The organism is Janthinobacterium sp. TPC_1, from assembly GCF_056037845.1.
In genome coordinates this window covers 4,648,051-4,672,970 of sequence record NZ_CP195157.1, presented here as the reverse complement: position 1 = coordinate 4,672,970, position 24,920 = coordinate 4,648,051, and the positions used below count along the sequence as shown (strand labels likewise).

Annotated in this window: 23 protein-coding genes and 3 pseudogenes; 10 read left to right on the top strand and 16 right to left on the bottom strand. The window is 62.8% G+C overall.

Features of this window, described 5'->3' with window-relative positions; all coding sequences use genetic code 11:
• Positions 1 to 40: 40 nt before the first annotated feature.
• The 4 genes from lpxO (at position 41) to fdx (ending at position 2,522) form a co-directional block, all read left to right on the top strand.
• Positions 41 to 940: a lipid A hydroxylase LpxO gene (lpxO, locus tag ACQVLG_RS22760; RefSeq protein WP_077404091.1), complete on the top strand. Its 900-nt coding sequence runs from the start codon at positions 41 to 43 to the stop codon at positions 938 to 940.
• 86 nt (positions 941 to 1,026) lie between these two features.
• On the top strand, positions 1,027 to 1,437 hold the full coding sequence (locus tag ACQVLG_RS22755; protein ID WP_474291100.1) for a DUF6331 family protein: 411 nt from the start codon (positions 1,027 to 1,029) through the stop codon (positions 1,435 to 1,437).
• A 30-nt stretch (positions 1,438 to 1,467) separates the two neighbouring features.
• Positions 1,468 to 2,100 (top strand): carbonic anhydrase, encoded by a 633-nt coding sequence (locus tag ACQVLG_RS22750; protein WP_230538096.1) that lies wholly within the window; start codon positions 1,468 to 1,470, stop codon positions 2,098 to 2,100.
• An 89-nt stretch (positions 2,101 to 2,189) separates the two neighbouring features.
• Entirely contained in the window at positions 2,190 to 2,522 is a 333-nt protein-coding gene (gene fdx, locus ACQVLG_RS22745; RefSeq protein WP_474291099.1) for an ISC system 2Fe-2S type ferredoxin, read from the top strand.
• 31 nt (positions 2,523 to 2,553) lie between these two features.
• Here fdx and ACQVLG_RS22740 read toward each other — a convergent pair.
• Positions 2,554 to 4,604: pseudogene (locus ACQVLG_RS22740) on the bottom strand (M13 family metallopeptidase).
• Between the two features lie 119 nt (positions 4,605 to 4,723).
• On the bottom strand, positions 4,724 to 5,440 hold the full coding sequence (locus ACQVLG_RS22735; RefSeq protein ID WP_474291098.1) for a hypothetical protein: 717 nt from the start codon (positions 5,438 to 5,440) through the stop codon (positions 4,724 to 4,726).
• A 156-nt stretch (positions 5,441 to 5,596) separates the two neighbouring features.
• On the opposite strand from ACQVLG_RS22735, the pseudogene ACQVLG_RS22730 reads away from it, so the two are divergent.
• Positions 5,597 to 5,698 (top strand): annotated as a pseudogene (locus ACQVLG_RS22730) (DUF7661 family protein); the annotation flags it as partial.
• 138 nt (positions 5,699 to 5,836) lie between these two features.
• Here the strand turns inward: ACQVLG_RS22730 and ACQVLG_RS22725 are convergent.
• The 8 genes and pseudogenes from ACQVLG_RS22725 to ACQVLG_RS22690 form a co-directional block, all read right to left on the bottom strand.
• The gene (locus ACQVLG_RS22725) at positions 5,837 to 6,406 is read right to left on the bottom strand and encodes a DUF1439 domain-containing protein (RefSeq protein WP_474291097.1); all 570 of its coding nucleotides are present in this window, start codon (positions 6,404 to 6,406) and stop codon (positions 5,837 to 5,839) included.
• Positions 6,407 to 6,611: 205 nt separating this feature from the next.
• Positions 6,612 to 7,250, bottom strand: a complete 639-nt coding sequence (locus ACQVLG_RS22720) for a hypothetical protein (RefSeq protein ID WP_474291096.1) — start codon at positions 7,248 to 7,250, stop codon at positions 6,612 to 6,614.
• Between the two features lie 13 nt (positions 7,251 to 7,263).
• Positions 7,264 to 7,560: a hypothetical protein gene (locus ACQVLG_RS22715; RefSeq protein WP_474291095.1), complete on the bottom strand. Its 297-nt coding sequence runs from the start codon at positions 7,558 to 7,560 to the stop codon at positions 7,264 to 7,266.
• 34 nt (positions 7,561 to 7,594) lie between these two features.
• Positions 7,595 to 8,038: a hemerythrin domain-containing protein gene (locus tag ACQVLG_RS22710; protein ID WP_474291094.1), complete on the bottom strand. Its 444-nt coding sequence runs from the start codon at positions 8,036 to 8,038 to the stop codon at positions 7,595 to 7,597.
• 97 nt (positions 8,039 to 8,135) lie between these two features.
• Complete coding sequence (gene prsR / locus ACQVLG_RS22705) at positions 8,136 to 9,491, bottom strand: PEP-CTERM-box response regulator transcription factor (RefSeq protein ID WP_474291093.1); 1,356 nt, start codon at positions 9,489 to 9,491, stop codon at positions 8,136 to 8,138.
• A complete protein-coding gene (gene prsK, locus ACQVLG_RS22700) occupies positions 9,412 to 11,256 on the bottom strand; it encodes an XrtA/PEP-CTERM system histidine kinase PrsK (protein ID WP_474291092.1) in 1,845 nt (614 codons plus the stop codon). Before prsK ends, prsR begins: the two co-directional genes overlap by 80 nt.
• Before the next feature lie 568 nt (positions 11,257 to 11,824).
• Positions 11,825 to 12,076, bottom strand: a pseudogene (locus ACQVLG_RS22695) (sugar transferase); the annotation flags it as partial.
• A gap of 689 nt (positions 12,077 to 12,765) precedes the next feature.
• Positions 12,766 to 12,948 (bottom strand): hypothetical protein, encoded by a 183-nt coding sequence (locus ACQVLG_RS22690; protein ID WP_474291091.1) that lies wholly within the window; start codon positions 12,946 to 12,948, stop codon positions 12,766 to 12,768.
• 204 nt (positions 12,949 to 13,152) lie between these two features.
• On the opposite strand from ACQVLG_RS22690, the gene nadB reads away from it, so the two are divergent.
• The 4 genes from nadB to ACQVLG_RS22670 all read left to right on the top strand — a co-directional run bounded on the left by nadB (position 13,153) and on the right by ACQVLG_RS22670 (position 17,184).
• Positions 13,153 to 14,766: an L-aspartate oxidase gene (nadB, locus tag ACQVLG_RS22685; protein ID WP_230538106.1), complete on the top strand. Its 1,614-nt coding sequence runs from the start codon at positions 13,153 to 13,155 to the stop codon at positions 14,764 to 14,766.
• Positions 14,767 to 14,906: 140 nt separating this feature from the next.
• A complete protein-coding gene (locus tag ACQVLG_RS22680; protein ID WP_474291090.1) occupies positions 14,907 to 15,320 on the top strand; it encodes a hypothetical protein in 414 nt (137 codons plus the stop codon).
• 370 nt (positions 15,321 to 15,690) lie between these two features.
• Entirely contained in the window at positions 15,691 to 16,419 is a 729-nt protein-coding gene (locus tag ACQVLG_RS22675) for a hypothetical protein (protein WP_474291089.1), read from the top strand.
• Positions 16,420 to 16,650: 231 nt separating this feature from the next.
• The gene (locus ACQVLG_RS22670) at positions 16,651 to 17,184 is read left to right on the top strand and encodes a hypothetical protein (protein WP_474291088.1); all 534 of its coding nucleotides are present in this window, start codon (positions 16,651 to 16,653) and stop codon (positions 17,182 to 17,184) included.
• Between the two features lie 459 nt (positions 17,185 to 17,643).
• On the opposite strand, the gene ACQVLG_RS22665 is transcribed toward ACQVLG_RS22670, so the two are convergent.
• The 6 genes from ACQVLG_RS22665 to ACQVLG_RS22640 form a co-directional block, all read right to left on the bottom strand.
• A complete protein-coding gene (locus ACQVLG_RS22665) occupies positions 17,644 to 19,044 on the bottom strand; it encodes a toxin-antitoxin system YwqK family antitoxin (protein ID WP_474291087.1) in 1,401 nt (466 codons plus the stop codon).
• On the bottom strand, positions 19,029 to 20,198 hold the full coding sequence (locus tag ACQVLG_RS22660; RefSeq protein WP_474291086.1) for a toxin-antitoxin system YwqK family antitoxin: 1,170 nt from the start codon (positions 20,196 to 20,198) through the stop codon (positions 19,029 to 19,031). The genes ACQVLG_RS22665 and ACQVLG_RS22660 overlap by 16 nt, the downstream gene beginning before the upstream one ends.
• On the bottom strand, positions 20,180 to 20,374 hold the full coding sequence (locus ACQVLG_RS22655) for a hypothetical protein (protein ID WP_474291085.1): 195 nt from the start codon (positions 20,372 to 20,374) through the stop codon (positions 20,180 to 20,182). The genes ACQVLG_RS22660 and ACQVLG_RS22655 overlap by 19 nt, the downstream gene beginning before the upstream one ends.
• Before the next feature lie 9 nt (positions 20,375 to 20,383).
• Positions 20,384 to 21,709: a hypothetical protein gene (locus tag ACQVLG_RS22650; protein ID WP_474291084.1), complete on the bottom strand. Its 1,326-nt coding sequence runs from the start codon at positions 21,707 to 21,709 to the stop codon at positions 20,384 to 20,386.
• A gap of 993 nt (positions 21,710 to 22,702) precedes the next feature.
• Positions 22,703 to 23,461 (bottom strand): PP2C family serine/threonine-protein phosphatase, encoded by a 759-nt coding sequence (locus tag ACQVLG_RS22645; RefSeq protein ID WP_474291083.1) that lies wholly within the window; start codon positions 23,459 to 23,461, stop codon positions 22,703 to 22,705.
• A 14-nt stretch (positions 23,462 to 23,475) separates the two neighbouring features.
• On the bottom strand, positions 23,476 to 24,159 hold the full coding sequence (locus ACQVLG_RS22640) for a vWA domain-containing protein (RefSeq protein ID WP_474291082.1): 684 nt from the start codon (positions 24,157 to 24,159) through the stop codon (positions 23,476 to 23,478).
• Between the two features lie 209 nt (positions 24,160 to 24,368).
• On the opposite strand from ACQVLG_RS22640, the gene ACQVLG_RS22635 reads away from it, so the two are divergent.
• Positions 24,369 to 24,839, top strand: coding sequence for an RDD family protein (locus ACQVLG_RS22635; RefSeq protein WP_474291081.1), 471 nt, complete (start codon positions 24,369 to 24,371; stop codon positions 24,837 to 24,839).
• Positions 24,840 to 24,920: the final 81 nt, after the last annotated feature.

The following is a 24,920-nucleotide window of genomic DNA, read 5'->3' as shown; positions in this document are numbered from 1 at the left end:
CTGGTTATAATTGCCCCATTCTTAAAAAACGAGGTTGTGTATGAAGTGGGCCTTGCTGGGCATTTTTGTGTTTTCTGTTTTACATATTCATTTTCGGGGCAAGGTGCGCCTGCCGTTCCGCCGCCAGATCTTCGATCACTCCTCGTTCATGGCGCCGCTGAACCTGTTCATGCACACCTTTTCCAAGGTGCCGGCCACGCCCTATTTAGCCGTCGAGCAATTCCCGGAACTGGCGCCGCTGCAGCAGAACTGGCAGATCATCCGCGATGAAGCGCTGCGCATGCAGGAAATGAAAAAGATCAAGGCGGCCGAAAAGAACAATGACGTGGGTTTCAATTCCTTCTTCAAGTATGGCTGGAAGCGTTTCTACCTGAAATGGTATGACGCCAACCACCCGTCGGCGCAGCAGATGTGCCCGCAAACCTATGCGCTGCTGCAATCGATTCCGTCGATCAAGGCGGCCATGTTCGCGGAACTGCCGCAAGGCGGCAAGCTCAACCCGCACCGCGACCCGTTCGCCGGCTCCCTGCGCTACCACCTGGGCTTGCAGACGCCGAACGACGACCGCTGCTTCATCGACGTCGATGGCGAGCGCCACAGCTGGCGCGACGGCCAGGCCGTGATGTTCGATGAAACGTATATCCACTGGGCCCGCAACGATGCCGACAGCGACCGCATCATCCTGTTCTGCGACATCGAGCGCCCGATGCGCTACCGCTGGGCGCAAGGCTTGAACCGCTGGCTGGGCCGCACCCTGATGACGGCCGCCGCCTCGCCGAACGAGCTGGGCGACCAGGTGGGCGGCGTGAGCAAGCTGTTCCAGATTTCCTGGACCATGGGCCAGTACCGCCGCCGCTTCAAGGCGTGGAACAAGACGGCCTACCAGGTCACGCGCGTGGCCCTCGTCGTGGGCGTGATCGCGCTGATCTACTTTATCTAGAAACCGGCATCGCCTCTTTGACAAAAACCGCCTTCGGGCGGTTTTTTTTTATAATGCGATGCCACTCACCAGGAGAATGTTGAAAAATGACCGAACGCGACCGCCAGTACGATATCCAGATCGGCGAGGACGCCTGGATCGAATTCATCGATCTTGACGGCCGCTACGACCAGGCCGTCGACATCGATGGCCTGCTGGGGGAACTGTGGCCGCTGATCTGCCGCCTGGAAACCTATTGCGTGGCCGGCTGCTGCGGCATGGATGCCTTCGATTTCACGTCCGAAGGCATCGCTGCGGCGCTGGTAGACCTTGAGCGCGCGCAACTGCACGCCGCCTGCGCGCAAGCCCGCAGCGCCGTGGCAGCGGCCGCCAGCGACGTCTTCACGAGCAACACGATGAATCACATGGCCGACAAACGCGTGTTCCTGCAATTGCTCGAGCATATCGAGCGCTGCCTTGGCGGGCCGCAAGCAGGAGCGGCGCCAAATCGGCGATAATACCGGCTTCCACCACTTTCTTCTTTATTTATGCGCGACATCATTGCCGGATTTCTACGTTTCCAGAAGGAAGTCTTTCCTGAACGCCGAGAACTGTTCAAGACGCTGGCCACGGGCCAGACGCCGAAGGCCTTGTTCATCTCGTGTTCCGACAGCCGCATGGTGCCGGAACTGGTGACGCAACGGGAACCTGGCGAGCTGTTCGTGATCCGCAACGCGGGCAACATCGTGCCCTCGTTTGGCCCGGAACCGGGCGGCGTGAGCGCGTCCGTCGAATTTGCCGTGGCGGCCCTGCAGGTGACGGACATCGTCATTTGCGGCCATTCCGACTGCGGCGCCATGAAAGCCATCGCCACCTGCACCTGCCTCGAGCACATGCCGGCGGTCAAGAGCTGGCTGCGGCACGCGGATGCGGCGCGCATGATCAACGAATCCGTCGAGCACGCCACGGAACAGGAGCGCATCGACGGCATGGTGCGGGCCAATGTCGTGGCGCAACTGAACAACATCCGCACCCACCCTTCCGTAGCGCTGGGCATCACGCAAAAGCGCCTGACCCTGCATGGCTGGGTGTACGACATCGAAAACGGCTCGCTCGATGCGCTCGACGAATCGACCGGCCAATTTGTCCCGCTGGCGGACCATCCGGCCTCGAAGCTGTAGGCGCGGCACGGCCGGGGTCAGGCGCAGAATGCGCTTGACCTTGTCCAGGCGGGAAGGTTCAAGGTAGCGATATTCAAGGAGATTATCGTATGCCAACCATCACCGTATTACCCCATCCCGAGCTGGCTCCGGACGGCGCCGTCATTGACGCGCCGGGAAGCATGAGCATTTGCGACGCATTGCTGCTCAACAAGATCGACATCGAACACGCGTGCGGCCAGGTAGGCGCCTGCTCCACCTGCCACGTCATCGTGGTGCAGGGTTTCGACTCGCTCAACGCACTGGGCGACAATGAGGAAGACATGCTCGACCAGGCCTGGGGCTTGCAGCCCCACTCGCGCCTGTCGTGCCAGGCCCGCGTCAGCCAGGAAGACCTGACGGTCGAGCTGCCCAGGTACACGCTCAACCACGCCAAGGAATAGTCCCCGGCGCGGCGAGCTGCTTAACCCAGGCTTACCACATGATCACGCGCTGCTCCGGCGGCAGATACATGGGGTCGCCCGGCTTGATGCCGAACGCCTCATAGAAGCCGGGCTGGTTCTTGACCGTGCCCTTGGCGCGGAATTCGCCCGGCGAATGGGGATCGCTCTTGATCTGCGCGATTGCCGCTTCCGGACGCAATTTGGCGCGCCATTTCTGCGCAAAGCCGATGTACAGGCGCGCTGTTCGCCCGTCAAGCCATCGAGGACGGGCGACGGCTTGCCGCCCAGCGAACGCTGATACGCCTTGTAGGTGATCGACAGGCCGGAATTGTCGCCGATGTTTTCGCCCAGGGTCAGCTCGCCGTTGATGTGGTAGCCAGGCACGGGGCTGTAGGCGCCGTACTGCTTGACGAGGCCGGCCGCCAGCGCCTTGAAGGCCGCGCGGTCCTCCGCCGTCCACCAGTTGCGCAGGCGCCCCTTGGCGTCGTACTGGCTACCGGAATCGTCGAAGGCGTGGCTGATTTCATGCCCGAAGGTAATGCCCAGCAAGCCGTAGTTGACGGCATCTTCCGCTTTCACATTGAAAAATGGCGGCTGCAGGATGGCGGCCGGAATCGTGATGGCGTTCAGTGCCGGGCTGTAGCTGGCGTTGACGGTTTGCGGCGTCATCGACCATTCGTCGCGGTCGACCGGTTTGCCCAGCTTGGCCAGGTTTTGCTGGCGGCTCCACGCGCGCGCGGCGCGCACGTTGGCGATCAGGTCGTTCGGCCGCGTCTGCATGCTGCTGTAGTCGCGCCAGGTATCGGGATAGGCGATCTTCGGCTTCAGGGCGGCCAGCTTGAGCTGCGCTTCCTTCTTGGTTTCCGGGCCCATCCAGTCCAGCTGCTCGATGCCATCCTTAAACGAGGCGACGAAATTGTCGAACATGGCCATCACGCGTGGCCGGGTTTCCGGCGGCAGATACATGTCCACGTAGCGCTTGCCGACGGCGTCGCTGATGGCGCCATCCGTGAAGCGCAGCGCCAGCTGCCACTGCGGTTCGCTTTGCGGCACGCCGCGCAGCACCGTGCCGTCGAAGGCGAAGCGTTCCTTGACGGTGGCGCTGTCCAGGTAGGAAGCATAGCTTTCGATGATGCGCCAGTTCAGGTAGCTCTTCCACGCTTCCAGCGGCACGGCGGCCACGGTCTCGGCAAAACCTGTCATGAAGCTGGGCTGGCGCACCACGGCCGAGCTTTCCTTTTTCGCCAGGCCGGCGGCGGCGAAATACGCGTTCCAGTCGAAGGCCGGCGCCAGTGCGCCGAACTTGTCGAAATCGACGCGGTTGTACGATTTGACGGGATCGCGCATCTGTACGCGCGTCCATTGCGCTGCCGCAAGACGGGTCTCGATATCGAGGATCTGCGCCGCATGTTCGGCTGCGGCCTTGTCGCCGCTCATGGCCAGCATGGTTTCGACGTGCTTGAGGTATTTGGCGCGCACGGCTTGCAGCTTGGCGTCGTCCTCCTTCAGGTAGTAATCGCGGTCGGGCAAGCCCAGGCCGGACTGGCTGATGTTGACCGTGTAGCGCTCGGGATCTTGCGCATCGGGCGCCACATAGGCGGAAAACGGCGTGGCGACGCCATTGCCTTGCAAATAGGCAAACAGCGCCGGCAAGTCCTTCTTGTCTTTCACGCTGGCGACGCGGGCCAGTTCGGCCTTCAGGGGCTTGAAGCCGGCCGCATCGCGCGCCTTCTTCCCGTCCATGAAGCTCGTGTACAGGTCGGCGATCTTGTGCGCTTCGCTGCCGGGCTTGCCGGGGTTCTTGACGGTGGCGTCGATCAGGCCGCGCAACTGGCCTTGCGCGATTTCGCGCAATTCGATATACGTGCCCCAGACGGATTTGTCGGCCGGGATTTCCGTATTGCGGGTCCACACGCCGTTGACGTAGCCGTAGAAATCATCCTTGGGGCTGACGGCCGGGTCCAGGGTTTTCAGGTCGATGCCCGATACGGGCGCGGTAGCATTGCTAGCTTGGGCGTACAGCGGTGGCGAAGATAAGGCGAGCAAGGCGCAGCAGGCGGCGCTGATGAGTGAACGTTTCACGAAGATTCCTTTAATTGTTTTCACTTCATGTTGGGGAACATGCCGTGTCCAGGCATGAGAGACCGGATTATAGTCGGCCTGCCTGCGGGGCAACAATGACAGTTGAACAATTCCAGGGATCAGCGGATCAGCAGATCAAACAGATCCAGGCCTTTTTTATCCTGATTTTTCAGCATGTCCGCAAGCGAACCCGGCGTTGGCCCGCCATTGCCGGCCGCATGATTGAAATAATTAAAATCGAGCTTGATCTTGTCTTCCAGGTCGCTCGCATAATTGGCCGGATATTGCGACTGTTCCAGCTGGGGCAATGCCTGGTAATGCGCCAGCACGGATTTGAAGAAATTGGTCGTCTTGCCGGTGGTATTGTATTCATGCATGGCTTGCGCCACGACTTGCGTGCGCCAGGCCTCTTCTTCCTGATACGCCTGCATAAAGGCGGCGCGCCGCTCGTTGATGGTAAATGTCCCGCTGTCATCGTTCGAAATGGCGGACAATTGCTCTCGCGAAAGCCCGGCAAACGGATTGGGGCCCTTTCTCTCGACATAAGCGGTGGCGGCGGCGGCCGACTTTGCCGCTGCCGCATCGTTCGGTTGCGGTACCTGCTTTGCGGCGGCCGCCTTGTGTTCGGCGTCCAGCGGATACAGGATGTCGGTGGTATTGTCATTCACCCACGCACCCAGCGTAGCGTGGTCGTAGCCCCGGATGGTGGCGCTGGTAGCCATCGCGGCCGCCGACAAACGCCCGGCCAGGGTCGAGATCACGACATCGTCCGCCACGGCGCCAGCAGCGGCTGGCGCTGTCTGGGCCTTGTCCGATGCTGCCTTGCCTGATGACACCTTGCTGCCATCCGCGGCAGACAGTGCCCCGGGTTGGATTCCCGCCGTGCTGATATTGACCATTGCCCGCCCTTGGATAAGTAAATGTTACTATATAAGTAAATATTACTATAGCACAACAAATATCAAACCTGAGCAAGGGAATGGAGCAGCTTGATGCAGGAATACAGATTCAATATTTTCGGCACGCTGATTGCCGTCCGGGGAAATCCGGGAGCATGGCGCGCATTCTATCTCGGCGCGGAAGGCAAGCGCCGCCCCGCCGATTTCATTATTCCGGACGATATTCAAGCAGATGCGCTATGCGAATACCTGGCGGCGACCTGTTCCATGAAGAGGCGACGCCGCGCAACAACACGGCCACGCAACTCACCACGCCCGCATTCCAGGCCTAGCTTATTTCACCGGCTCGAACGTCACCGTCAACCCATTGCTGGTAGTCCTGATCTGCGTCGGCACGAATTGCACGCCCGCATAGCGCAATTCGTCGGGCTTGAAGGTGTAGATCGGCGTTTCATGCATGAGCTGGTCGGCCACCAGGCTTGCCACTTTGGCGAACTGGCGCTGCTGCGACTCGTCCATGCCGTCGATGGTGACCTTGTCCACGCTCGCTTCGCTCAAATACACCGCGTTGCGCTGGGCGTCGAGCACCAAACGGCCCGACATGGCCAGGCTGCCGCGCCAGCTCTGGCGTATGAACGGCGGCAAGACGCTGGCGTCCACGCTGAGGGCGACTCTTTCGCGCTCGGGCTGCAGGGACAGTTGCGGGTGCGTCAGCTTGACGTCCAGCACGGACAGCACGCGCTTGTCGATGGGAAAGCGGCGCTCCAGGCCTTGCTGCATCTTGCTCAGCGACACATTCACGTCGCGCGGGCCGATCAGGGTGGAACACGAGGCCAGCACGCCGCAGGCAAAGGCGGCGATGGCGGCGGTTTTCAGCAAGGGACGGATGGCGGTCACGGTCATGGATAGTCTCGGTGGAAAGATGGCGCCATCTTACACATGCGCCCGCTTTCACGCAAAAACCGGCGCCCACCTTGCAGCGGGCGCCGGTTTTGTTGGCCCGCTTAGCGGACGAACAGGGCGATCAGTATGACGATGGGCAATGGAATGCCCAGCAACAGCAAGAGGATGGAACGCATGGCAGACTCCTTGATTTTATGGTGGGGGTTCAGATGGTGACGTGGCGCAACACGCGCTCATGGTCGCGCTGGCGGCCGCCGAACGTTGCCGCCAGGCTGGCCACGAAAGCGCCGAGCAGCAAGGCGACGAACATCCACAAAGCCGTGTGGGCGCCGGCCTTGCGCGCCATGTCGGCCGCTTGCTGGGCGGCAGCCTTCGCATCGGCGGCGGCTTTCACGGCGCGGCCGTAGACGGCGTCGACGCGCGCTTGCGCATCGGCCTGGCTCAAGCCCGTACGGCTGGCCACGACCTGGCCCAGGTAGGCGCGGTCATCTGCAGACAGGCTGCCCGAGGACAGGCTGGTGGCGAAGATCTTGCCGATTTCCACGCGCTGGTCGGCGGCCGTCACGCCAGGATTTGCCATCGCCGGCGTGCCGGTGGCAGCGTCAGCCGGGGCCGGAGCCACGCGCAGCAACATGTCCGAGAAATAATCGAGGGGATTGGCGCCGCTGCCGCCCTCGCCTTGCCTGGCGCTGGCAGCACCTGCAGCACCTGCGCCCGCCCCCACGGCCGGGCCCACTGCCGCCGCCACGCCGCTGCCCGCATCGATGGCGCCGCTCAGCACGGCGCGCGTGCCGCCGGCCAGCACGGCCACGGTGATCAGGGTGGCCACGGCCCAGGCCAGCAAGCCGTGCGCCGTATCACGGAAAATGCACCTCATCCGTGTGGATGGCGCTCCATTTCACGCGCAGCCGGCCCGCCATGTAGCCGCCGATGCCGGAGGCGGCCAGTTGCATGAAGGCCAGCCAGGCGATGGTCGACACGCCGATGGCCGTGGCATTGAACGACCACGGCGACACGGACGATAGGCCCAGGCCCACGCCGAGGATCAGCAGGATGAAAGACAGGGCGGCCGCCGCGGCGGCGCCCGCCAGCACGGCGCCCCAGGACACGCCCGGGTTGTTCAGGTCCGACACGGACAATTGCGTAGCTTGCATGGAATACTCCCTTGGTTGTCAATGTTGATGGCGCTCAGGCGGCGACGCCCGTCAGCTGTTCCTTGCGCGCGGCCATTTCGCGGCCCAGCGCATCGAGGTCGACGCCCGTCTGGCGTACCTTGGGAAACATGTCGCCCTCTTCTTCGCCCACGTGGTGTTCGATCTGCTCGGACAAGACCTTGACCTTGGCGTCATACAAGTCGTCAGCGGGATCCATCGCTTCGATCTGCGCGATGAGTTCCTTGGCGCTCGCGTGCTCGACGAGCGCTTCATCCATCAGATCGCCATCGTGGATGGGGCGGCGCACGGCCGGATAGAAGATTTCCTCTTCCAGCTGCGTGTGCACGGTGAGTTCCTGGCAGATCTGGTCGGCCAGCTTTTTCTTGGTGGCAAATGAGCGGTCGCTCAAGCCTTCATATTGGGCAAACAGGGCCTTCACGGCCTTATGGTCCTGCATCAATAAACTGATCGCATTCATGGCGCCTCCTCGTTGTAGATGAGGCAAGGATGCGCCACGGCGGCGCCAGCGTATGTGCGACGCCTTACACAATCTTGATTTTTAATACACTGCCTGCCTACTTGATGCCGTGGTGGTTCATCAGGTCGTACAGGGTGGGCCGGCTCACGCCCAGCAGTTCCGCCGCCTTGGCGATATTGCCGTCGGCCCGCGCCAGCGCCCGCACCATCACCTTGTATTCGGCTCCTTCGCGGGCCTGGCGCAGGTTCAGCGGCTCATCCGGGGGCGCGACCTGGGCGCTGGCGGGCAAGCCCAGGTCGTCGGCGGCGATCTGCGGGCCGTCGCTCATGATGACGGCCCGCTTGATGCAGTTTTCCACTTCGCGCACATTGCCGGGCCAGCCATAGCTTTCGATCAGCTGCAGCGCGCCGGCGCTGAAATGCAGGCTGCCGCGCCCTTCGCTGGCACAGAACTTGTTCTTGAAATGCTGCGCCAGCAAGGCCGCATCGCCGGCCCGCTCGCGCAGCGGTGGAATGCGCAGGACGATTTCGCTGAGGCGGTAATACAAGTCTTCGCGGAAACGCCCCTGCTCCGCCAGCCCTTTCAGATCCTGGTGCGTGGCGCAAACGATGCGCACGTCGACGGCGATCTCGGCCCGCCCGCCCACCCTTTCGATCACCCGCTCCTGCAGGAAGCGCAGCAATTTCGCCTGCAGCGCCATCGGCATGTCGCCGATTTCATCGAGAAAGAAGGTGCCGCCGTGGGCCAGTTCGATCTTGCCCAGCGTCTGCCGCGCCGCGCCCGTAAACGCCCCCCGCTCATAGCCGAACAGCTCGCTTTCCAGCAGGTTTTCGGGAATCGCCGCGCAATTGATGGCGACAAAACGCTGGGCATGGCGGCTCGACAGCGCGTGCAAGCCCCGCGCAATCAATTCCTTGCCGCTGCCCGAATCGCCCAGCAGCATGACGCTGGCCGACGACGGCGCCACCTTTTCCACGCTGCGGCACAGTTTCAGCATGCCGGGGTCGCGGCTGACGATGCCGGCCAGCGGCGAATCGGCCTGCGTCTGCAGCATGCGGCGGTTTTCCTGCTGCATCGCGTGCAGATAGAACGCGCGGGCGATGACCAGGCCCAGCATGTCGGCCTCGAACGGCTTCTGGTGGAAATCGTAGGCGCCCAGCGCGATGGCCTTCAAGGCATGCGCGCGCTCCTGGTTGCCCGACAGAATAATGACCTTCGTGTCCGGCGCCAGCGCGAGGATTTGCTGCAGCGTGGCCAGGCCTTCCGTGGCGCCGTCCGGGTCGGGCGGCAAGCCCAGGTCCATCGTCACGACGGCCGGCTGGTGGCGCCGCACCAGCGCCAGCGCCGTTTCGCGCTCGCCCGCCAGCAAGACGTCATAGCCGTCGAAACTCCAGTGCAGCTGCTTTTGCAGGCCGGGGTCGTCTTCGATGACCAGCAGTTTCTGTTTGCCCATGGCACTCCTTTGCTATGCCGCATGCAGCGGCAGGATCACGCGGAACGTCGTGCCCACTTGCGGTTCGCTGTGCACTTCCAGGCTGCCGCCCACTTCGCGCAGGTATTCGCGGCTTTCGAAGACGCCGATGCCCATGCCCGCCGTCTTGGTCGTGTCGAACGGCTTGAACAGGCGCTCGCGGATGAACTGTTCGCTCATGCCCTGCCCCGTATCGTCGAGCTCGATCACGGCCGTGCGCTGCTCGCGCCGCAGCCGCACGTCCACCGTCCACCGTGCCATCGCTGGCCGTCGCCTCGATGGCGTTCTGGATCAAGTGGCCCAGCACCCGTTCCAGCCGTGCGCGGTTGGCCAGCACCGTCAGTTCGCCATCGACGATGTCCAGCCGGGGCGCGGGCGCCAGGCTGGCCTTGGCCGCCACGGCCTGGCGCAGCAGGTTATCGAGCAGCAGCGGCGCCGGCGCTTCCGGCGCCTCGCCGCGCGCCAGTTTCTGCAGCAAGGTCTTCATTTTCTGCACGGAATGGTCCAAGGTACCCAGCATGTCTTCCTGGAAGGCGGGATTGGCGCGGTGCTTTTCCGCATTGCTCAATAGCAGCGACAATTGAAATACCAGGTTTTTCAGGTCGTGCACGATGAAGGTGGACATGCGGTTGAACGACTCGAACTGGCGCGACACCGTGAGCGTATCGAGCGATTCGCGGTGCGCCAGGTAGCTGGCGGCCTGGCTGCCGGCGATTTTCAGCACGTCGCGGATTTCCCAGTTCAGGCCGATACGCGTGCGGGGCCGCGCCAGCGCCACCAAGGCGAACAGCTGGCCATGCAGCATCAGCGGCACCAGCAGCCACACGTCGGGCAGCGCCAGCAGCGCTGGCGGCAGCAGCAAGCCGCCGTACTGGCGGGGATCGCGCTGGCAGTCGGGCACGTCGATCACCCATAATCGTTCCTCCAGGAACTGGCACAGGGGACTGGACGCCGGCTCGCTCCACGTGCTGTGGGGCCAGTTCCAGCTGGCGGCCGGGGCGAACTGGCCAGGCTCGCGCAGTATCCACAAGGCGCCGGCGCGGCTTTCCACCAGTTGCGCCATGGCCTGTATCGTGCGTTCGCCCAGGGCGGGTCCGTCTTCCGACAAGGCGCGCGTAAAACGCAGCCATTCCTCGCGGTAATCGAAGATGGCATTGTAAAAATGTTTATTGATGGTCACCTTGAGCTTGGCCCGCAGGCTGCCGGAAAACAGCACGCCGGCCAGCAGCAGGGCCGCGCCGCCCAGGTAAGCCATCTGCATAAAGGAACCCCAGGTGCCGCCGAAATAGCGCAAGTAGTAGGCGCTGGCCGCCATGGCCAGCAGATAGATGGCCGAACCGAGCAAGGCTGCCGAGCGGTACAGCATCTGGCGCGAGACGGACAAGCCCAGCGCCCAGCCCGGATTGCGCGCGGCCGACACGGCCAGCAGCGGCGCGCACAGGGCGTCGACGATGCCGCGCGCGGCCCAGATGTCGTCGTTGATCGCAAGAAACAGCAAGGCGTCGCTGTACAGATAAAAGTCGTAGGCGAACAGGCCGCCCACGCCCAGGCAGGCAAACTTGATGCCCCAGCGTTTCAGGGGCGGCGTGTTGCGGTACCACTGCTCCACCAGCAGCATGCCCAGCACGGCCAGCAGCAAACGGCTGACGCTGGCGATGATGCGCGCCGGCAAAGGCAGCGCCAGCAACCACGAGGCCAGCGCGGACAAGGCGGGTGCCAGCGCCGTGAGGACGATGCCCAGCAGCACCAGGCGCAAGCGGGGGCCGCGACGGTTCGATCAGCAGCAGCACCAGCACCAGCCAGGCCAGGGTGCGCAGCAATTCGAGCGCATCGCCGGCCAGCGAAATGCGCTGCCCCAGCAGCACCAGCACCACCGTGCCCGTGGCCCAGCCGCCCGTCGCCAGGCACGCCACCAGCAAGGCGCGCACGTTCTGCCGCGCGCGCCAGTTGCTGATGAGCAGCAGCGCCAGCAGGAAGAAGGCCAGCGACGCCAGGCCATGGCTGAGCGCCGCCGCGTCGGCCGCCGCCAGCCAGTCCGACTGCGCCCGTATCATCGGCTGCCCTTGCCAAACAGCACGACCTGCACCGTGTCGAGCAAGATCAGCAAGTCGAGGAACAGGCTGTTGTTCTTTACATAATACAGATCGTATTGCAGCTTCTTGACGGCATCGTCGACGGAGGCGCCATACTGGTAGCGCACCTGCGCCAGGCCCGTGATGCCCGGTTTGATGCTGTGACGAATGTTGTAGTACGGCACTTTGCTGCTTCAACTGCTCGACAAAGTAGGCGCGCTCGGGACGGGGGCCGACAAAACTCATCTCGCCGCGAAACACATTGAGCATCTGCGGCAGCTCGTCGATGCGCAGCTTGCGGATCAGCTTGCCCACGCGCGTGATGCGCGCATCGTCGGCCAGCGCCCAGATGGGCTTGCCGTCGCGCTCCGCATCGCAGCGCATGCTGCGAAATTTCAGCACGTTGAAGGGCAAGCCGTCGCGCCCTACCCGCTCTTGCTGATAAAACACGGGGCCGCCGTCTTCCAGGCGGATGCACAGCGCCGTCACCAGCATCACGGGCAGCGCCGCCAGGCAGATGACGCCGCTGGCGGCCAGGTCGAACAGGCGCTTCGAGGCGGCGCGGAAAAAGCTCTGGTCGAAGCCGCCCCCATAGATCAGATAGCTCGGTTGCAAGGAATCGATGCGGATCTGGCATGCTTCGCGCTCGAAGAAGGTGGCCGCGTCGATGACCTTGACGCCGCCCAGCGCGCATTCCAGCAATTGCTTGGCAGGAAACGCGCCATTGCGCCGGTCGCTGACGGAGACGACGATTTCATGCGCCGCATGGCGCTGGGCCATGGCCAGCAGCGACGGTTCGGCCGGCAGCAAGGCCGAGGCCGGCACGCAGCGTTGTTCGCCCGCCACATCGATGCAGCCGACCACCGTAAACTGGTGGAAACCGATCTTGCTGGCCGCCAAGTCCATGCATTCGCGCGCCAGCGCCCCGCCGCCCACCAGGATCAGCCGGCCTTCCATCAGCGCCGATTGCGAGGATTTGAACACCACCAGGCGCGCCAGCAGCACGCCGATGGCGCCCAGGCCGAAGATCAGCACGCTGCCGCGCCCGAAATGCAGGGACGGGACGAAGCGGATCAGCACGCTGAGCACGGCAAAACCCAGCGCAAACGACGGCAGGATGCGTAATAAGGTGTTGCGGATGTCTTCGCGCGAGCGGTGCTGGTACATGCCCAGCGCACTCATGCTCAGACGATGACCAGCGCAAAGATCGCGGACGACAGGTAAATCTCGCCCACGCGCAGCACGCGGCTGCCGTCAACCAGCCACAGCAAGGACGTCAGGGTGGCCGACAGCAGCAGGATCAGGATTTCCAGCAACAGCAGGATAAACGCTGTTTTCGAGACATAATGGCTGAAGATGCGGATCATGGTTCCCCCCTGCGGCAAAAAGCGTCACGCCGCGCACGGGGCGGCCTGCTGCTGTCTTGCCATGATGGCGAACTGTTCCGCGAAGACATTGATGCGCCACAAGCTACGGTCCCAGCTATCTTTCGCTTGCAGAATTTATCTCAACACATTACCGAATGAGGGGAAATGGCATATAGTATGCATCCCCTAAAAGAGATAAATGTCATGAAATTTGATGTAGCGATTGTCGGCAGTGGCCTGGCGGGTTTATCGGTTGCACTGCATTTAGCTGAGACGCGCACCGTCGCGATCATTTCCAAACGCGCGCTGCTCGACGGCGCCAGCAACTGGGCGCAGGGCGGGATCGCGGCCGTGCTGGACTCCGGCGACAGCCACCAGCAGCACATCGAAGACACCCTGATCGCGGGCGGCGGCCTGTGCGACGAGAGCGCCACGCGCTACATCGTCGAGCACGGCCGCGAAGCCATCGAATGGCTGATCGAGCAAGGCGTGCCGTTTACGCGCGACGCCTCGGCCGAGCTGGGTTTTCATTTGACACGCGAAGGCGGCCACAGCCAGCGCCGCATCATCCACGCGGCCGACGCCACCGGGCACGCCGTGCAAGTAACCCTGGAAGAAAAGGTGCGCGCCCACCCGAACATCAGCCTGTTCGAACACCATTGCGCCATCGACCTGATCACCTCCGACAAGCTGGGCATGAAGCCGGCCCAGCGCAACGCGCAACCGCATTGCCACGGCCTGTACGTGCAGGATGAGCAAACGGGCAAGGTGCACACCTTTGCCGCCGAGCACACCGTGCTGGCCACGGGCGGCGCCGGAAAAGTGTATTTATATACAACGAACCCCGACACGGCCAGCGGCGACGGCATCGCCATGGCCTGGCGCGCCGGCTGCCGCGTGTCGAACATGGAATTCATCCAGTTCCATCCGACATGCTTGTACCACCCGTATGCAAAATCGTTCCTGATCACCGAAGCCATCCGTGGCGAAGGCGGCTTGCTGAAACTGCCGCCCGAAGCGGGCGCAGCCGCCGGCACGCGCTTCATGCTGGCCCACGACGAGCGGGCCGAACTGGCGCCGCGCGACGTGGTGGCGCGCGCCATCGACTTCGAGATCAAGAAACGCGGCCTCGACTACGTGCACCTCGATATCAGCCACAAACCGGCCGAATTCCTCATCGAACACTTCCCCACGATTTACGCGCGCTGCCTGGAACTGGGCATCGACATCACCAAGCAGCCGATTCCCATCGTGCCGGCCGCCCACTACACGTGCGGCGGCGTCGTGACGGATTTGTCCGGCCGCGCCGACCTGCCCGGCCTGTATGCGGTCGGCGAGACGGCCTGCACGGGTCTGCATGGCGCGAACCGCCTAGCGAGCAATTCATTGCTCGAATGCATCGTCATCGGCCGCGCCTGCGCGCAGGATATCGAAAGCAAGGAAAAGCTGGGCACGCCGTATTTGCCCGACTGGGATGAAAGCCGCGTCACGGATGCGGATGAAGAGGTGGTGATTTCCCACAACTGGGACGAACTGCGCCGCTTCATGTGGAATTACGTGGGCATCGTGCGCACCACCAAGCGCCTGGAGCGGGCCCAGCACCGCATCGCCCTGCTGAAGGAAGAGATCGACGAGTACTACCGCAACTTCCGCATCACGCACGACTTATTGGAATTGCGCAACCTCGTCGACGTGGCCTCGATGATCGTCAACAGCGCCCTGTCCCGCCGTGAAAGCCGTGGCCTACACTTCAGCCGAGACTATCCGGAAACCTTGCCGAAGGCGATAGCCAGCGTGCTGACGCCGCCGCACAGGTAAGCCGCCAGGCCCTTCCACCATGGAACCCATGCAAGGTCCGGGGTCGTACCGAGGGTAGGACCCCGGTCTGTGCCTTGGGGGAACGCCATTTGCCACAGGCGGCCCCCCCGCTGCAGGCATCGCGCAATCACCGAAACGTCATGCAAATGTTAAATAAGAAACTTTTTGATGCGATTGCATCGGCGGTGGACCTGGATGACCCTGCAGAACAATCTTCAGCTCAGCGATTCATGATTGAGGCTATCGGAAGTGTGACTGAGCAATTGCCTGCGGTTGCCAGGTCAGCAGCAGCGGTGGCGTATCGATACATGACCGGTGCGGCGACGGCTGAGGAAGTCATCGCTGAGCGCGTACGCCTCTGGCGAGCAATCGAAGGGCGTGACCAATCGGACAAGCCGGACGTCTTGAAAATAAGAACGGCCATCTGCGTCCTGCATCCCATGGATAGTGGCGCTACTGCCGAAACATTGGAGTATTTTTTTGCATTTTGGCGGCAAGCAGGCTTGCCCCAGTCTGAGCTTGAGGCCGCTGCTCGGAACAGGTATGGAGTTTGAGGTGGATTCAAGTGGCCTATCGTGTTGAAGAAGTCGAGCGGCAACAATTTCGGGAGGTCTCAGACCCCAAGCAGTCGGTGATCGTTCAACAGCGGCGGTTCTGGCCGTTGCAACCCTCTACGCGAAAGTCTATGAATATCAAGCCCTTTCCTATGAAATCCTTGTCGGCCGAGGTGGTAACGTACTACAGGGATCAAGGCCATATCACCGGCCCGTTTAGGATCAGCGCCTGGACCGGCCCCGGGCAGTACACGGTCCCGTAGCGTCAGGCTTGACTGCCTGTCGTCCATCGTTTAAGTTGATGCAATGGAAAAACAGACTGAAACGACGCCACTCGATCTGCGTTCTGCCGCATGGGCAAGCCTGACGGATGGTTACGGCGGCGCTGAAAAAATTCCCGCGCTGCTGCAGGACCTGCGGCGGGGCGACGCCGAGGCCCTGGACGATTTTGTATGGCCATATTTGTCACCAGGGCTCGATTTATCCGGCTTCGGTCGCCGCATTCCCGCACCTGGTTTCCCTGGCGGCGACGGTGACATCGCCGGACCTGCGCGCCGGCGTGCTGTCGCTGGCGGCGTCGATTCATGAAAGCGCCGGCCTCGACAAGGAATTGAAGGCATCCCCTTATGTCGCGGCCTTTAATGCCGCAGTCCCGGCCGCGCTCGTCATGGCAACCGCCGACCTGCGGCAGGTCGAGGACACGGTGAGCGGCATCTACCTGCTTAAGGCCGCCGCATCATTCGCCGGATTTGCCGGCGTGGCGCGAGTGCTGGGCGGCTTTGCCAACGAGGAGTTCTGCCTGGCATGCCCTGCCTGCGGCGTAGAGCTCTATGTGTGGCCGGTAGCGCAAGGGCTGTCGGTCGCCGCCGAGGATCCGGTCTTTACGCCAACAGCGAAAACGCTGCTGGTGATTGCCGGCCCTGCCGACAATTCACCCCACCTTGCCGCCTTTGCCTGGTTGCAAGCGCAAGCGGACGCTTTGCCATTGCTGGATGACATCGCGTTTCGCTTGCCTTTCCTGTTTGGCAGCGCATGTTGCGCCGGATGCGGTCACGCTTTTTCACTAATGGATACGCTGCTCAACGATGCAGTGGATTAATCCGGCAGTCTCACTGGAGCGCGCTTATTAAAGTCAGACACAAAACAACAATGTTTGACACAGGAGGCCGAGGTAGACATGGTCTCGGGAAGTTCCGCTTTCGGCCAGAAGCGGACATTTAAATACTACTGCGGCACCGCAGCCATGGTGGAAGTTTTCTTAAAATTTTCGCCCAACACTTTGTTCCAGCGAACACCGACAGGAACAGCTGAACCAACCGGGAGGCTGACAATGAAGCTCATCCAGCACGAACTCATCCAAGTCTTGGAAACTGGCGCATTACCTACCACCTTGGCGGCGCGTCTTCGAAACCCTGCTGACCGATTGGCGATGTATGGATTCATCGTTGATCGAAAACCCCAGCAATTCCGGCAATTCCGGCAATTGTTGCTTCGTCTCTTCGATGAAGAGATTGCATTCCGGAATGCGCTGTGGGACGGAACTGTGAAGGACAATGGGGCGTTTTCCGAATGTATCTACCACTGCGCATTTCTGCTTTACTGCTGCGCAGAGCCAAGCGATACGGTGAATATATGGAGGGCGCAGTACCTTAATCAGGACATTGGTGAGCTAGATGGGTGGTATTTCATCGGCGCTGGGCTTAATGAGACTTTGTCGTACCTCGAACGTACTAATGACCAAACGTCGGCAGCCATCGCCGAATATATCGAGAATTGGTCATCTTACATTTCGCCTGACTCGCTTTCTGAATGGCAGCAAGGTCGCCGAAATTGGATTCTTGATGATGTTAGCTGCTTGGACTGATTAGTTTGTCAGCTCGCCGCCCAAAGCGTGAGCGCGGCTAAATTTACAGGCTGAATGATCGCTTAGAAGCTTGCTGAACTTCCGGTTTGGGGCGGGAGCTGTCAACGACAGCAACCGGCCTATTGTGTTGAAAAACGCGGGTACGTTGACCTGTAGATAGAATTCCTGCCAGCCTGGACTGGCCAGAACCGCCGCTATTGAACGATCACCGACTGCTTGGAGATTTGAGACATCCCGAAATGGTTGCCGCTCGACATTTTCAACACAATAGGGCAAAAGCAGCCGACCACAAAGGGCCCTGCTCGGCGCAAGTAGCCATGCGCCACGGTTCAGTCCGGGCTGGCAACGGTGTTTGACGCCACCGGCACGGTGCCGCGACCGGACGAATCGTGGATGCCATCCACCATCCGGTATCCCTGCATTAACCTGTACACGCCTGGCAAAAAGGCTGGCCACGCATCAGTGATCGAACGGCAATGCCCCCCCCCCCCGGCTCACGGTTCCGGTATCAGCGGCGCGATGCCATCCTCCGTGTACGACATCTTGGCCGACGCGCCTGTGCACTCCCCTTGCGGCTCGTCCGCCCACATAGCGACACTCGCTTTCAAGGCTGCCGTCTGCACTCCAGTGCCGCGTCCAGCCCTGGCGTTCGCCGTTCACGTATTCGATCAGCTGCCTCGGCTTGCCATCGGCGTACCACGAGCGCAAGGCGCCCTCCTCGCGGCCGCCCCCGTTCCACCGTTTGTCCACGATCAATACGCCGGCCTGGCTGAAGCGCTGCTCGCTGCGCAATACGTAGTGGCCGCTGTGCGTGCGCTTGCTGGCGACCTTGCCGTCCGGATAATATTCGACGCTGTCGCCGGCGGGCTTGCCGTCCACATAGCTTACCGTGCTGCGTACCCTGCCATCCGGGAAATAGCCGGTGCTGGGGCCCGTCATGATGCCATTCACATGCTGGCTGCGGCTTTCCACGGTGCCGTCGGGATAGAACAGCAGCAGCTCGCCGTCCGTCTCGCCCTTGACCCGCGTCATGCGCGTGCGCAGCTTGCCGTTTTCATCGAACGTTTCCATCACGCCATCGGCACGGGCGCCGTTGCGGTAGGTGCGCGACTCGATCAGCTTGCCACTCTGGTGATAAGTCTGCTCTTCGCCTTCCTGCACGCCATTGCGCCAGCTGCCGCGCATGGAAACCTGGCCATCCGGGTAATAGCGGGTCTGCACGCCTTCCTGCACGCCGCGCCCGTCCTGCTCCACCAGCATTTCCAGCTGTCCATGCGGGAAATACATGCTGTAATTGCCCACCAGCTTGCCGCGCAGGTAATCGGGGGCGTCGACCTGGCCCGTCAGCCGCTTCGGCTCTCCTTCGCGCACGTGATAGATCTCGACTTGCCAGGTGCCGGGCAGCTTGCCGGGCGGCAACGGCAGGATCAGCGCATAGCGTGCCTCTTCCATCACTTCGCCGCGCGACAGGTTGTGGTTCAGGTAGAGCCGCGCCTTGCCATCGGCACACGCTTGCGGCTCGCAGCCGCCCAGCTTGCTGACTTCGGGCATGGCGAGCGCTGCGCCGGGTGCCGGACACGATCTGATGCGCATCAGCAAGGGCGTCGCCTCGCGTATCAACGGCGCCAGCTGCTGCTTCATGGCCGCGTATTGCGCCGCATCCAGCCCGACCGAGCGGGCATCCATGCGCACCTGGCGCCCGCCGCAGCCGCTGGCTCCGGCCAGGGTCAGCACGTCGCCGCCGCCCTTGCCGGGCTCGGCCTGGATCGCGCTGACCACTTGCCGCTGCACGATCTCAGCCTGGGCCAGCACCGGCAACAGCAGCATGGCGCCAAGCACGTGCTTCACAAGGCGCGCCATGCCTGCTCCTTGCGCTGCAGTTCCGGCGCCGGCGGCGCCTCGCCGCAGCCGCCCTGGGCCTTGCCGGCCACATAACGGCATTCGCTTTTCAGGCTGCCATCCTCGTGCCAGCTGCGGCTCCAGCCGTCGCGCCGGTCATTCACGTACTCGATCGATTGCTCGGGCTTGCCGCTTTCGTACCACGAGCGCGATGTGCCCTGCTCGCGCCATTGCGCATCCCAGCGTCGTTCCAGCACCAGCACGCCCTGCGGACTGTAGCGCTGCAGGCTCAGCAAGCCGCCATCGTCGGCATACTGCTGGCGGCTTTGCACCTTACCGTCCGGATAGAATTCCAGCGCCTCGCCCGTGGGCAAGTCATTGTGCAAGGTCATGGTGCCGCGCACGGCGCCATCAGGGTGATAGTTTGTCGTCAAACCATTGTATTTCCCCTCCTTCATTGCGGAGCGGCTGGAAATACTTCCATCAGGGAAATACGTGAGCATCTCGCCTTCGATCTTGCCGCCGCGCAGTACATAACTCGTGCTCGGCTTGCCATTTTCAGCCGATATCTGCTTGGAGCCGTCCAGCTGCTTGCCATCGCGGTAGCTGCTCGTTTCGCGCAGCTTGCCCGTGGCGTGATACAACTGGTGTTCGCCTTCAGGCAAGCCGTCGCGCCAGTTGCCGCGCTTTTCCAGGGTGCCATCCGCAAAATACTGGCTGGTAACACCGTCCTGACGCCCCTGCCCATCCTGCGCCACCTGTTTCTCGATCTTGCCATTCGGGTAATACGTGACATAGCCGCCCACCAGTTCGCCGGAGGCATAATCGGCCTTGTTGACCTGGCCCTTCAGGCGCAGCTTGTGGCTGGCGAGGCTATAAATATCGACCTTCCACGTGCCTGGCAGCTTGCCTTTCGGCAAGGGCAGCAACAGCACGTTCGGTGCGTTTTCCTGCTCGATGGGGTAGAAACCTTCGTGCAGGTACAGCCGCGCCCGGCCATCGGCGCAGACGGCTGGCGTGCAGGCGGCGATCTGGCGCACGATGGGCACGCTTGCATCCTCGGGGCATTTTTTCACGGTGACGAGCATGGGCGTCTTGCTGCGGATGTGGCGGGCCAGTTCGGCTTTCAGCGCCTCGTACGGCGCCTCGTCCAGGTTCACTGAACGCGCATCCATGCGGATCTGCCTGCCGCCGCAGGCCGTCGTGCCCGCGATAGTGAACACATCGCCGCCTTCGCTGTCGGGTCGCCGGCCATGCTTGCCAGCACCTGGCGCTGCACGATGTCCGCCTGCGCCATGCCCGAGTACAACAGGGAAGCGCCAAGCAGCACGCATAGGGTCTTGATTTTCATGCTCTTCCTTTAATTTTCCGCCGTGGCGGGCGCGTCGGCAGGCACGAAACTGGCACGGCCATTGCGGTAGCGCACCAGCACGTCAACCTTGCCGTCCTGGAATTGTCCATTTTTCACGGACGGGTTGAAAGTCCAGCTCTTCAGGCTATCCAGGATGACCTTGTTGAGCATGGGCTCCATGAATTGCTCGGCCCGCGCAGCGGTCAGGCTGCCATCGGCAGCGATGGACAAGGTCAGGCGGCTTTCGCCGCTGGCCTGCGCCTCACTCAACACGCGGTAGGCGACGGTGGCCATGCTGTCGCGCTGTACGCTGGCGCCCTGGTCTGGCGGCGCCGGCAAGGCTGCCAGCCTCTTTGCCAGCAAGGCGCCGTCGGCCAGCGCCTTGTCCCAGCGCTTCGGATAGGCGCCCGGCTGCACCAGGCGCAGCATATTGGCCGCGCGCTCCATGCGGCTGGCCGTGCGCTCGACGCCGTTGTCGGCCGCTTCGCCTTCTTCGGCCGGCATGGCATTCTGCGCCGCATGGCGCTGCGCCGTTACTTGCGCCAGCGCCACCAGGTTGGCGGCATCCTGCTCGCCGCCCCCGCCACGCAGCAGCGCCGTGGCGGCGATGCCGAGCCAGGCCACGCCATCGGTCGGACGGGCCCACACGGCTTGCTCGAAGTATTGGCGCGCCGCTTGCGGCTCGTTCAGGCTCAGGTGCGTGCGCGCCAGCGCCGCGGCAGCCAGGTGGTCGCGCGGATCGGCTTGCAGCAAGTCGAGGTAGGTATCGGACAGGCTGGACTGGTAGCCGGGCAGCCAGCCCATGCTTTCCATCATCGAGGTGCGCAAGCGCGCGCGCGCCAGGTCACCGCTGTAGCCTGACGACTTTTCCCGCTCGCTGCGGTACAGCAGTTGCAAGCCCCGCCCGATGGCGGCATCGTCGCCCTTGCCCATGGCTTGCGACAAGTTGCGCACGGCGCGCCGCACGTCCGACTGCTGCAATGCACCGGCCTTGCGCGCATGCCAGTCCAACTGTTCCAGCCCGGCTACGGGCACCGTCGTGGCTTGCTGCTCAGTTTTCTTTTCCGCATCGGCCGGTACGGCGGTCCAGATCGCAAAGCCGATCACGAAGACCACGATCAGGATGATGATGACCACCCAGCCCGTGTCCGACACGGCGGACTGCCCTTGCGGGGCCGGGGCCGGCTTGCCAGGCAAGGCGCGCGAACGCTGCGGCGCCGCCTGCCTTGCCTGCGCCGCAGCCTGAGCCGAGGCTTGCGCGGCCGCGCCGATCACCTTGTCGCGCGCGCAGGCCGCGCAACCCTGGCCCGCAAAATGCTGATGTTCGGGATTCACGGCGCAAACGACCAACTTGCCGCCACTGCGCTGCGCATAACCGCGCAGCAACTGCGCCCAGTCGGCCGTCGGCCGCCGAGGGCCGCTGGGCGTTTGGCGACTGGGAAAACGCGCGGTCGAACATGGCGCGCAGCTCGGGCGGCATCAGCGCGTGGCCGCTGGTGGCGTTCGGCGCCAGCAGCTTGTGGCGCTTCACGCCATACGCGTAATAACCGTCGCGGATGCGGCCGGGAATATCGGTGGCCACCTGCGCATTGCCGGGCCGCCCGCTGTACGGGTGGATGCCGAAGTTCAGCAACTGGAAGATGACGACGGCCAGGGCAAAGCGGTCTTGCGCCATTTCCGTGCCCGCAGGCATGCCCTTGCGCTGGAATTCCGGCGCCAGGTAGTCGGCCGTGAATTGCTCGGCAGGAAAACGCTCCGCATGGCCCTGGATGCTGAAACCGTCGCAATCGAGCATGGCGATGTACAGCGAATCGCGGTAAAAGCGCAGGTTCACGGGTTTTAAGTCGACCACGTAATGCTGCTGCTGGTGCAGCGCGTCGAGGACGGCGGCCAGGTTGGCGGCCAGGGTCAGCTTGGGACCGAGTCCCGTGGGCAAGCCCGCCGCGCGCGCTTGCCGCTCCTGCATGATCTGTTCCAGCTCGGCCGTTTGCGCCATGTCAAGCAGGGGCATGACGAAACCGGCAAAACCGCCCTGGTCGTCGAACACGGCCGCTTGCGGCCAGGCGATCTGCACGTAGCGCTTGCCGTTTTCCAGCTGGTCGGGCAATTCGGGCGACAATTCCAGCATCGCTTCGAGCTTGCGCCGGTTGGCGGCCCGGTCCAGGTGCGGGTGGTACAGCTTGGCCACCTGCGCGGGCGCGCCGGGCAGCAGATACACGCTGCCCGCGCCGCCGCTCTTGACGAGTTTGCCCAGTACCAGGCTGCGAACCTTATCCAGCCATATCTTGCCGCCCGGACTCAGACCGGGCGCGACTCCCTGCTTCCGGCTCATGCGCGCAAGGCCAGCAGCAAGGTCTTGTCATCGCCCGTGATCTGGTGCGTGCGCGGGTCGGCCAGGGTGGACGCCAGTGCCGTATTGCCCAGTTCCACGCTGTCGACCGCGCGCAGATAGCCTTGCACGGCATCCATGAACGGCGCGTACAGCGCTGCATTGTTCTTGCTCATGGCAAAGGGCATGCAGCCGTCCGACATCAGCACGACGCCGCGCACGGCTTGCGGAATCGCAAGCAGACGCAGCTGTTCGCGCCAGCGCGCGCCGCTGATGAAATAGGTTTCGTTGGCGTATTCACCGTTGGCGGGCAGCGAGATCAGTTCGCCGCCGTCCATCAGCTGCGCCACGCCCAGGCCGTCGCCCAGGTGAAAGAAGAAGCCAGCCTCCTGCCCCATGACCACGCCGACGACCGTGCAGGCGTAGTCATCGAGGGTGGCGTTGGCGGCGCGGGCGATGTCGTCCAGCGCGGCGCGGATCTGCGCCAGGGTGCCCGCCAGCGCGCCGTCCTGCAGATCCTGCACGGTGGCGCCCTGCTCCAGCCGTCCGGCCAGCGCTTGCACGGTTTGCTCCGCAACAAACTGCGCGCCCTGCTCGCTGAGGCGGGCCGAACCGGCGCCGTCGCAGACGATGGCCACCAAAACGTCGTTCACGACGGCGTGCGCATGCGCATCCTGGCAAGGGATGTCCTTATCCAGGTGCGCCTTGCCCGTGACGGAGGCGCCGAACACGCGCCAGGTATTGTGTACCGCAGTCATGGATCAGCGGGCTTTCACGTATTCACGACGGACCAGCCGTCCGTCGAGGCCAGCTGCGCCTGCGCGCCGGGACGCGACTGCGACACCACCTGCATGCTGGCGCTCAGCCACAGGAACAGTTCGCGGAACTGCAAGCCTTTCAGCTGCTTCACGCCCCGCTCGCCACGGCTGGAAAACTGCCCCAGGGTCCCGGTATTCGCATTGTCGCCCACGGCGATGGGGAAGATTGCCACTTTATTGGCCTGCTCGGCCGCGCGCGCCTGCTCGGCGCCGCGCAGCCAGGGATCGGTCGGCTCGCCGTCGGACATCAGGAACAGCCACGGCCGCGTGTACGCCACGCCCGCCTGGCGGAAGCGCTGCTTTTCCTGCTCGATTTCCGCCAGGGCCAGTTCCACGGCCGCGCCGGTCGGCGTGGTGCCGTTTGCTTCAAGCCGGGGCGCCGTGAAATCCATGGCGTCGCACCAGGTGCTGGCCACCACGGCTTCATCGTGCGCGCCGTATTGAATCACGAGGATGCGCACGCGCTTGGCGGCGATCACGTCGGACTTGAGTTCCTGTTCCAGCAAGGCCAGGCCTTCGTTCAGCAGCGAGACGGGTTCGCCCGCCATGCTGCCGGAGCAGTCCAGCACGAGCACCAGCGGCGTGCGTTGTTCGGTATTGTCGACCAGGGCGACGTCAGGGATCATTATGGATGTCATGTACTTTTGATAGAGTTGCGAAATAGCCTAGGCCCGAAGCTTACCCTATGGATATGTTTTCCATGCGTCCGATTGCTGCGGATGGCACCATGCGCTATCAAATTCCTGACAAAAAAACTCTAACTTGCGATGAAAGCAACAAGGTCGTACACTGCGCCATTCTGCCCCGACGCTGGCGGCCGCCCATTTACTGACGTTTTGGAAAAATAATGCAACAGAATCCTGAAATGGACTATGTCGGCTTTTGGCCGCGCGTTGGCGCGACGTTGATCGACACCTTGCTCTTGCTGATTATCATCATGCCGATGCTGATAGCCATATATGGCCGAAGCTACTTTTCGACAGATTCCTTGTTCCGTGGCCCGGCCCACTTCATGATTTCATGTGTCATGCCGCCACTGATTCAATTGGCGTTTTGGATTACCTTGTCTACAACACCTGGCAAGATGGCCATCGGCGCGATCATTGTCGATGCGAAGACGGGCAACAAGCCTTCTGCCGGCCAGTGTGTCAAACGCTGTCTCAGTTCTTACCTGTCCGCGCTACCGCTTTACCTGGGGTTCTTTTGGATTGGCAAGGACTCGCGCAAGCAGGGGTGGCATGACAAGATCGCTGATACGGTGGTGATACGGCGCAAGACCGCTGCAGTGTCGGCCTCTCCTGGCCTGCCATTGCAATAAGCAAACTTGATGATGATACCTCTCGCCAACCTGGACGAACATGCCCTTCGGGAAACGCATCAAGAGCGGTTTCGCCAGGGC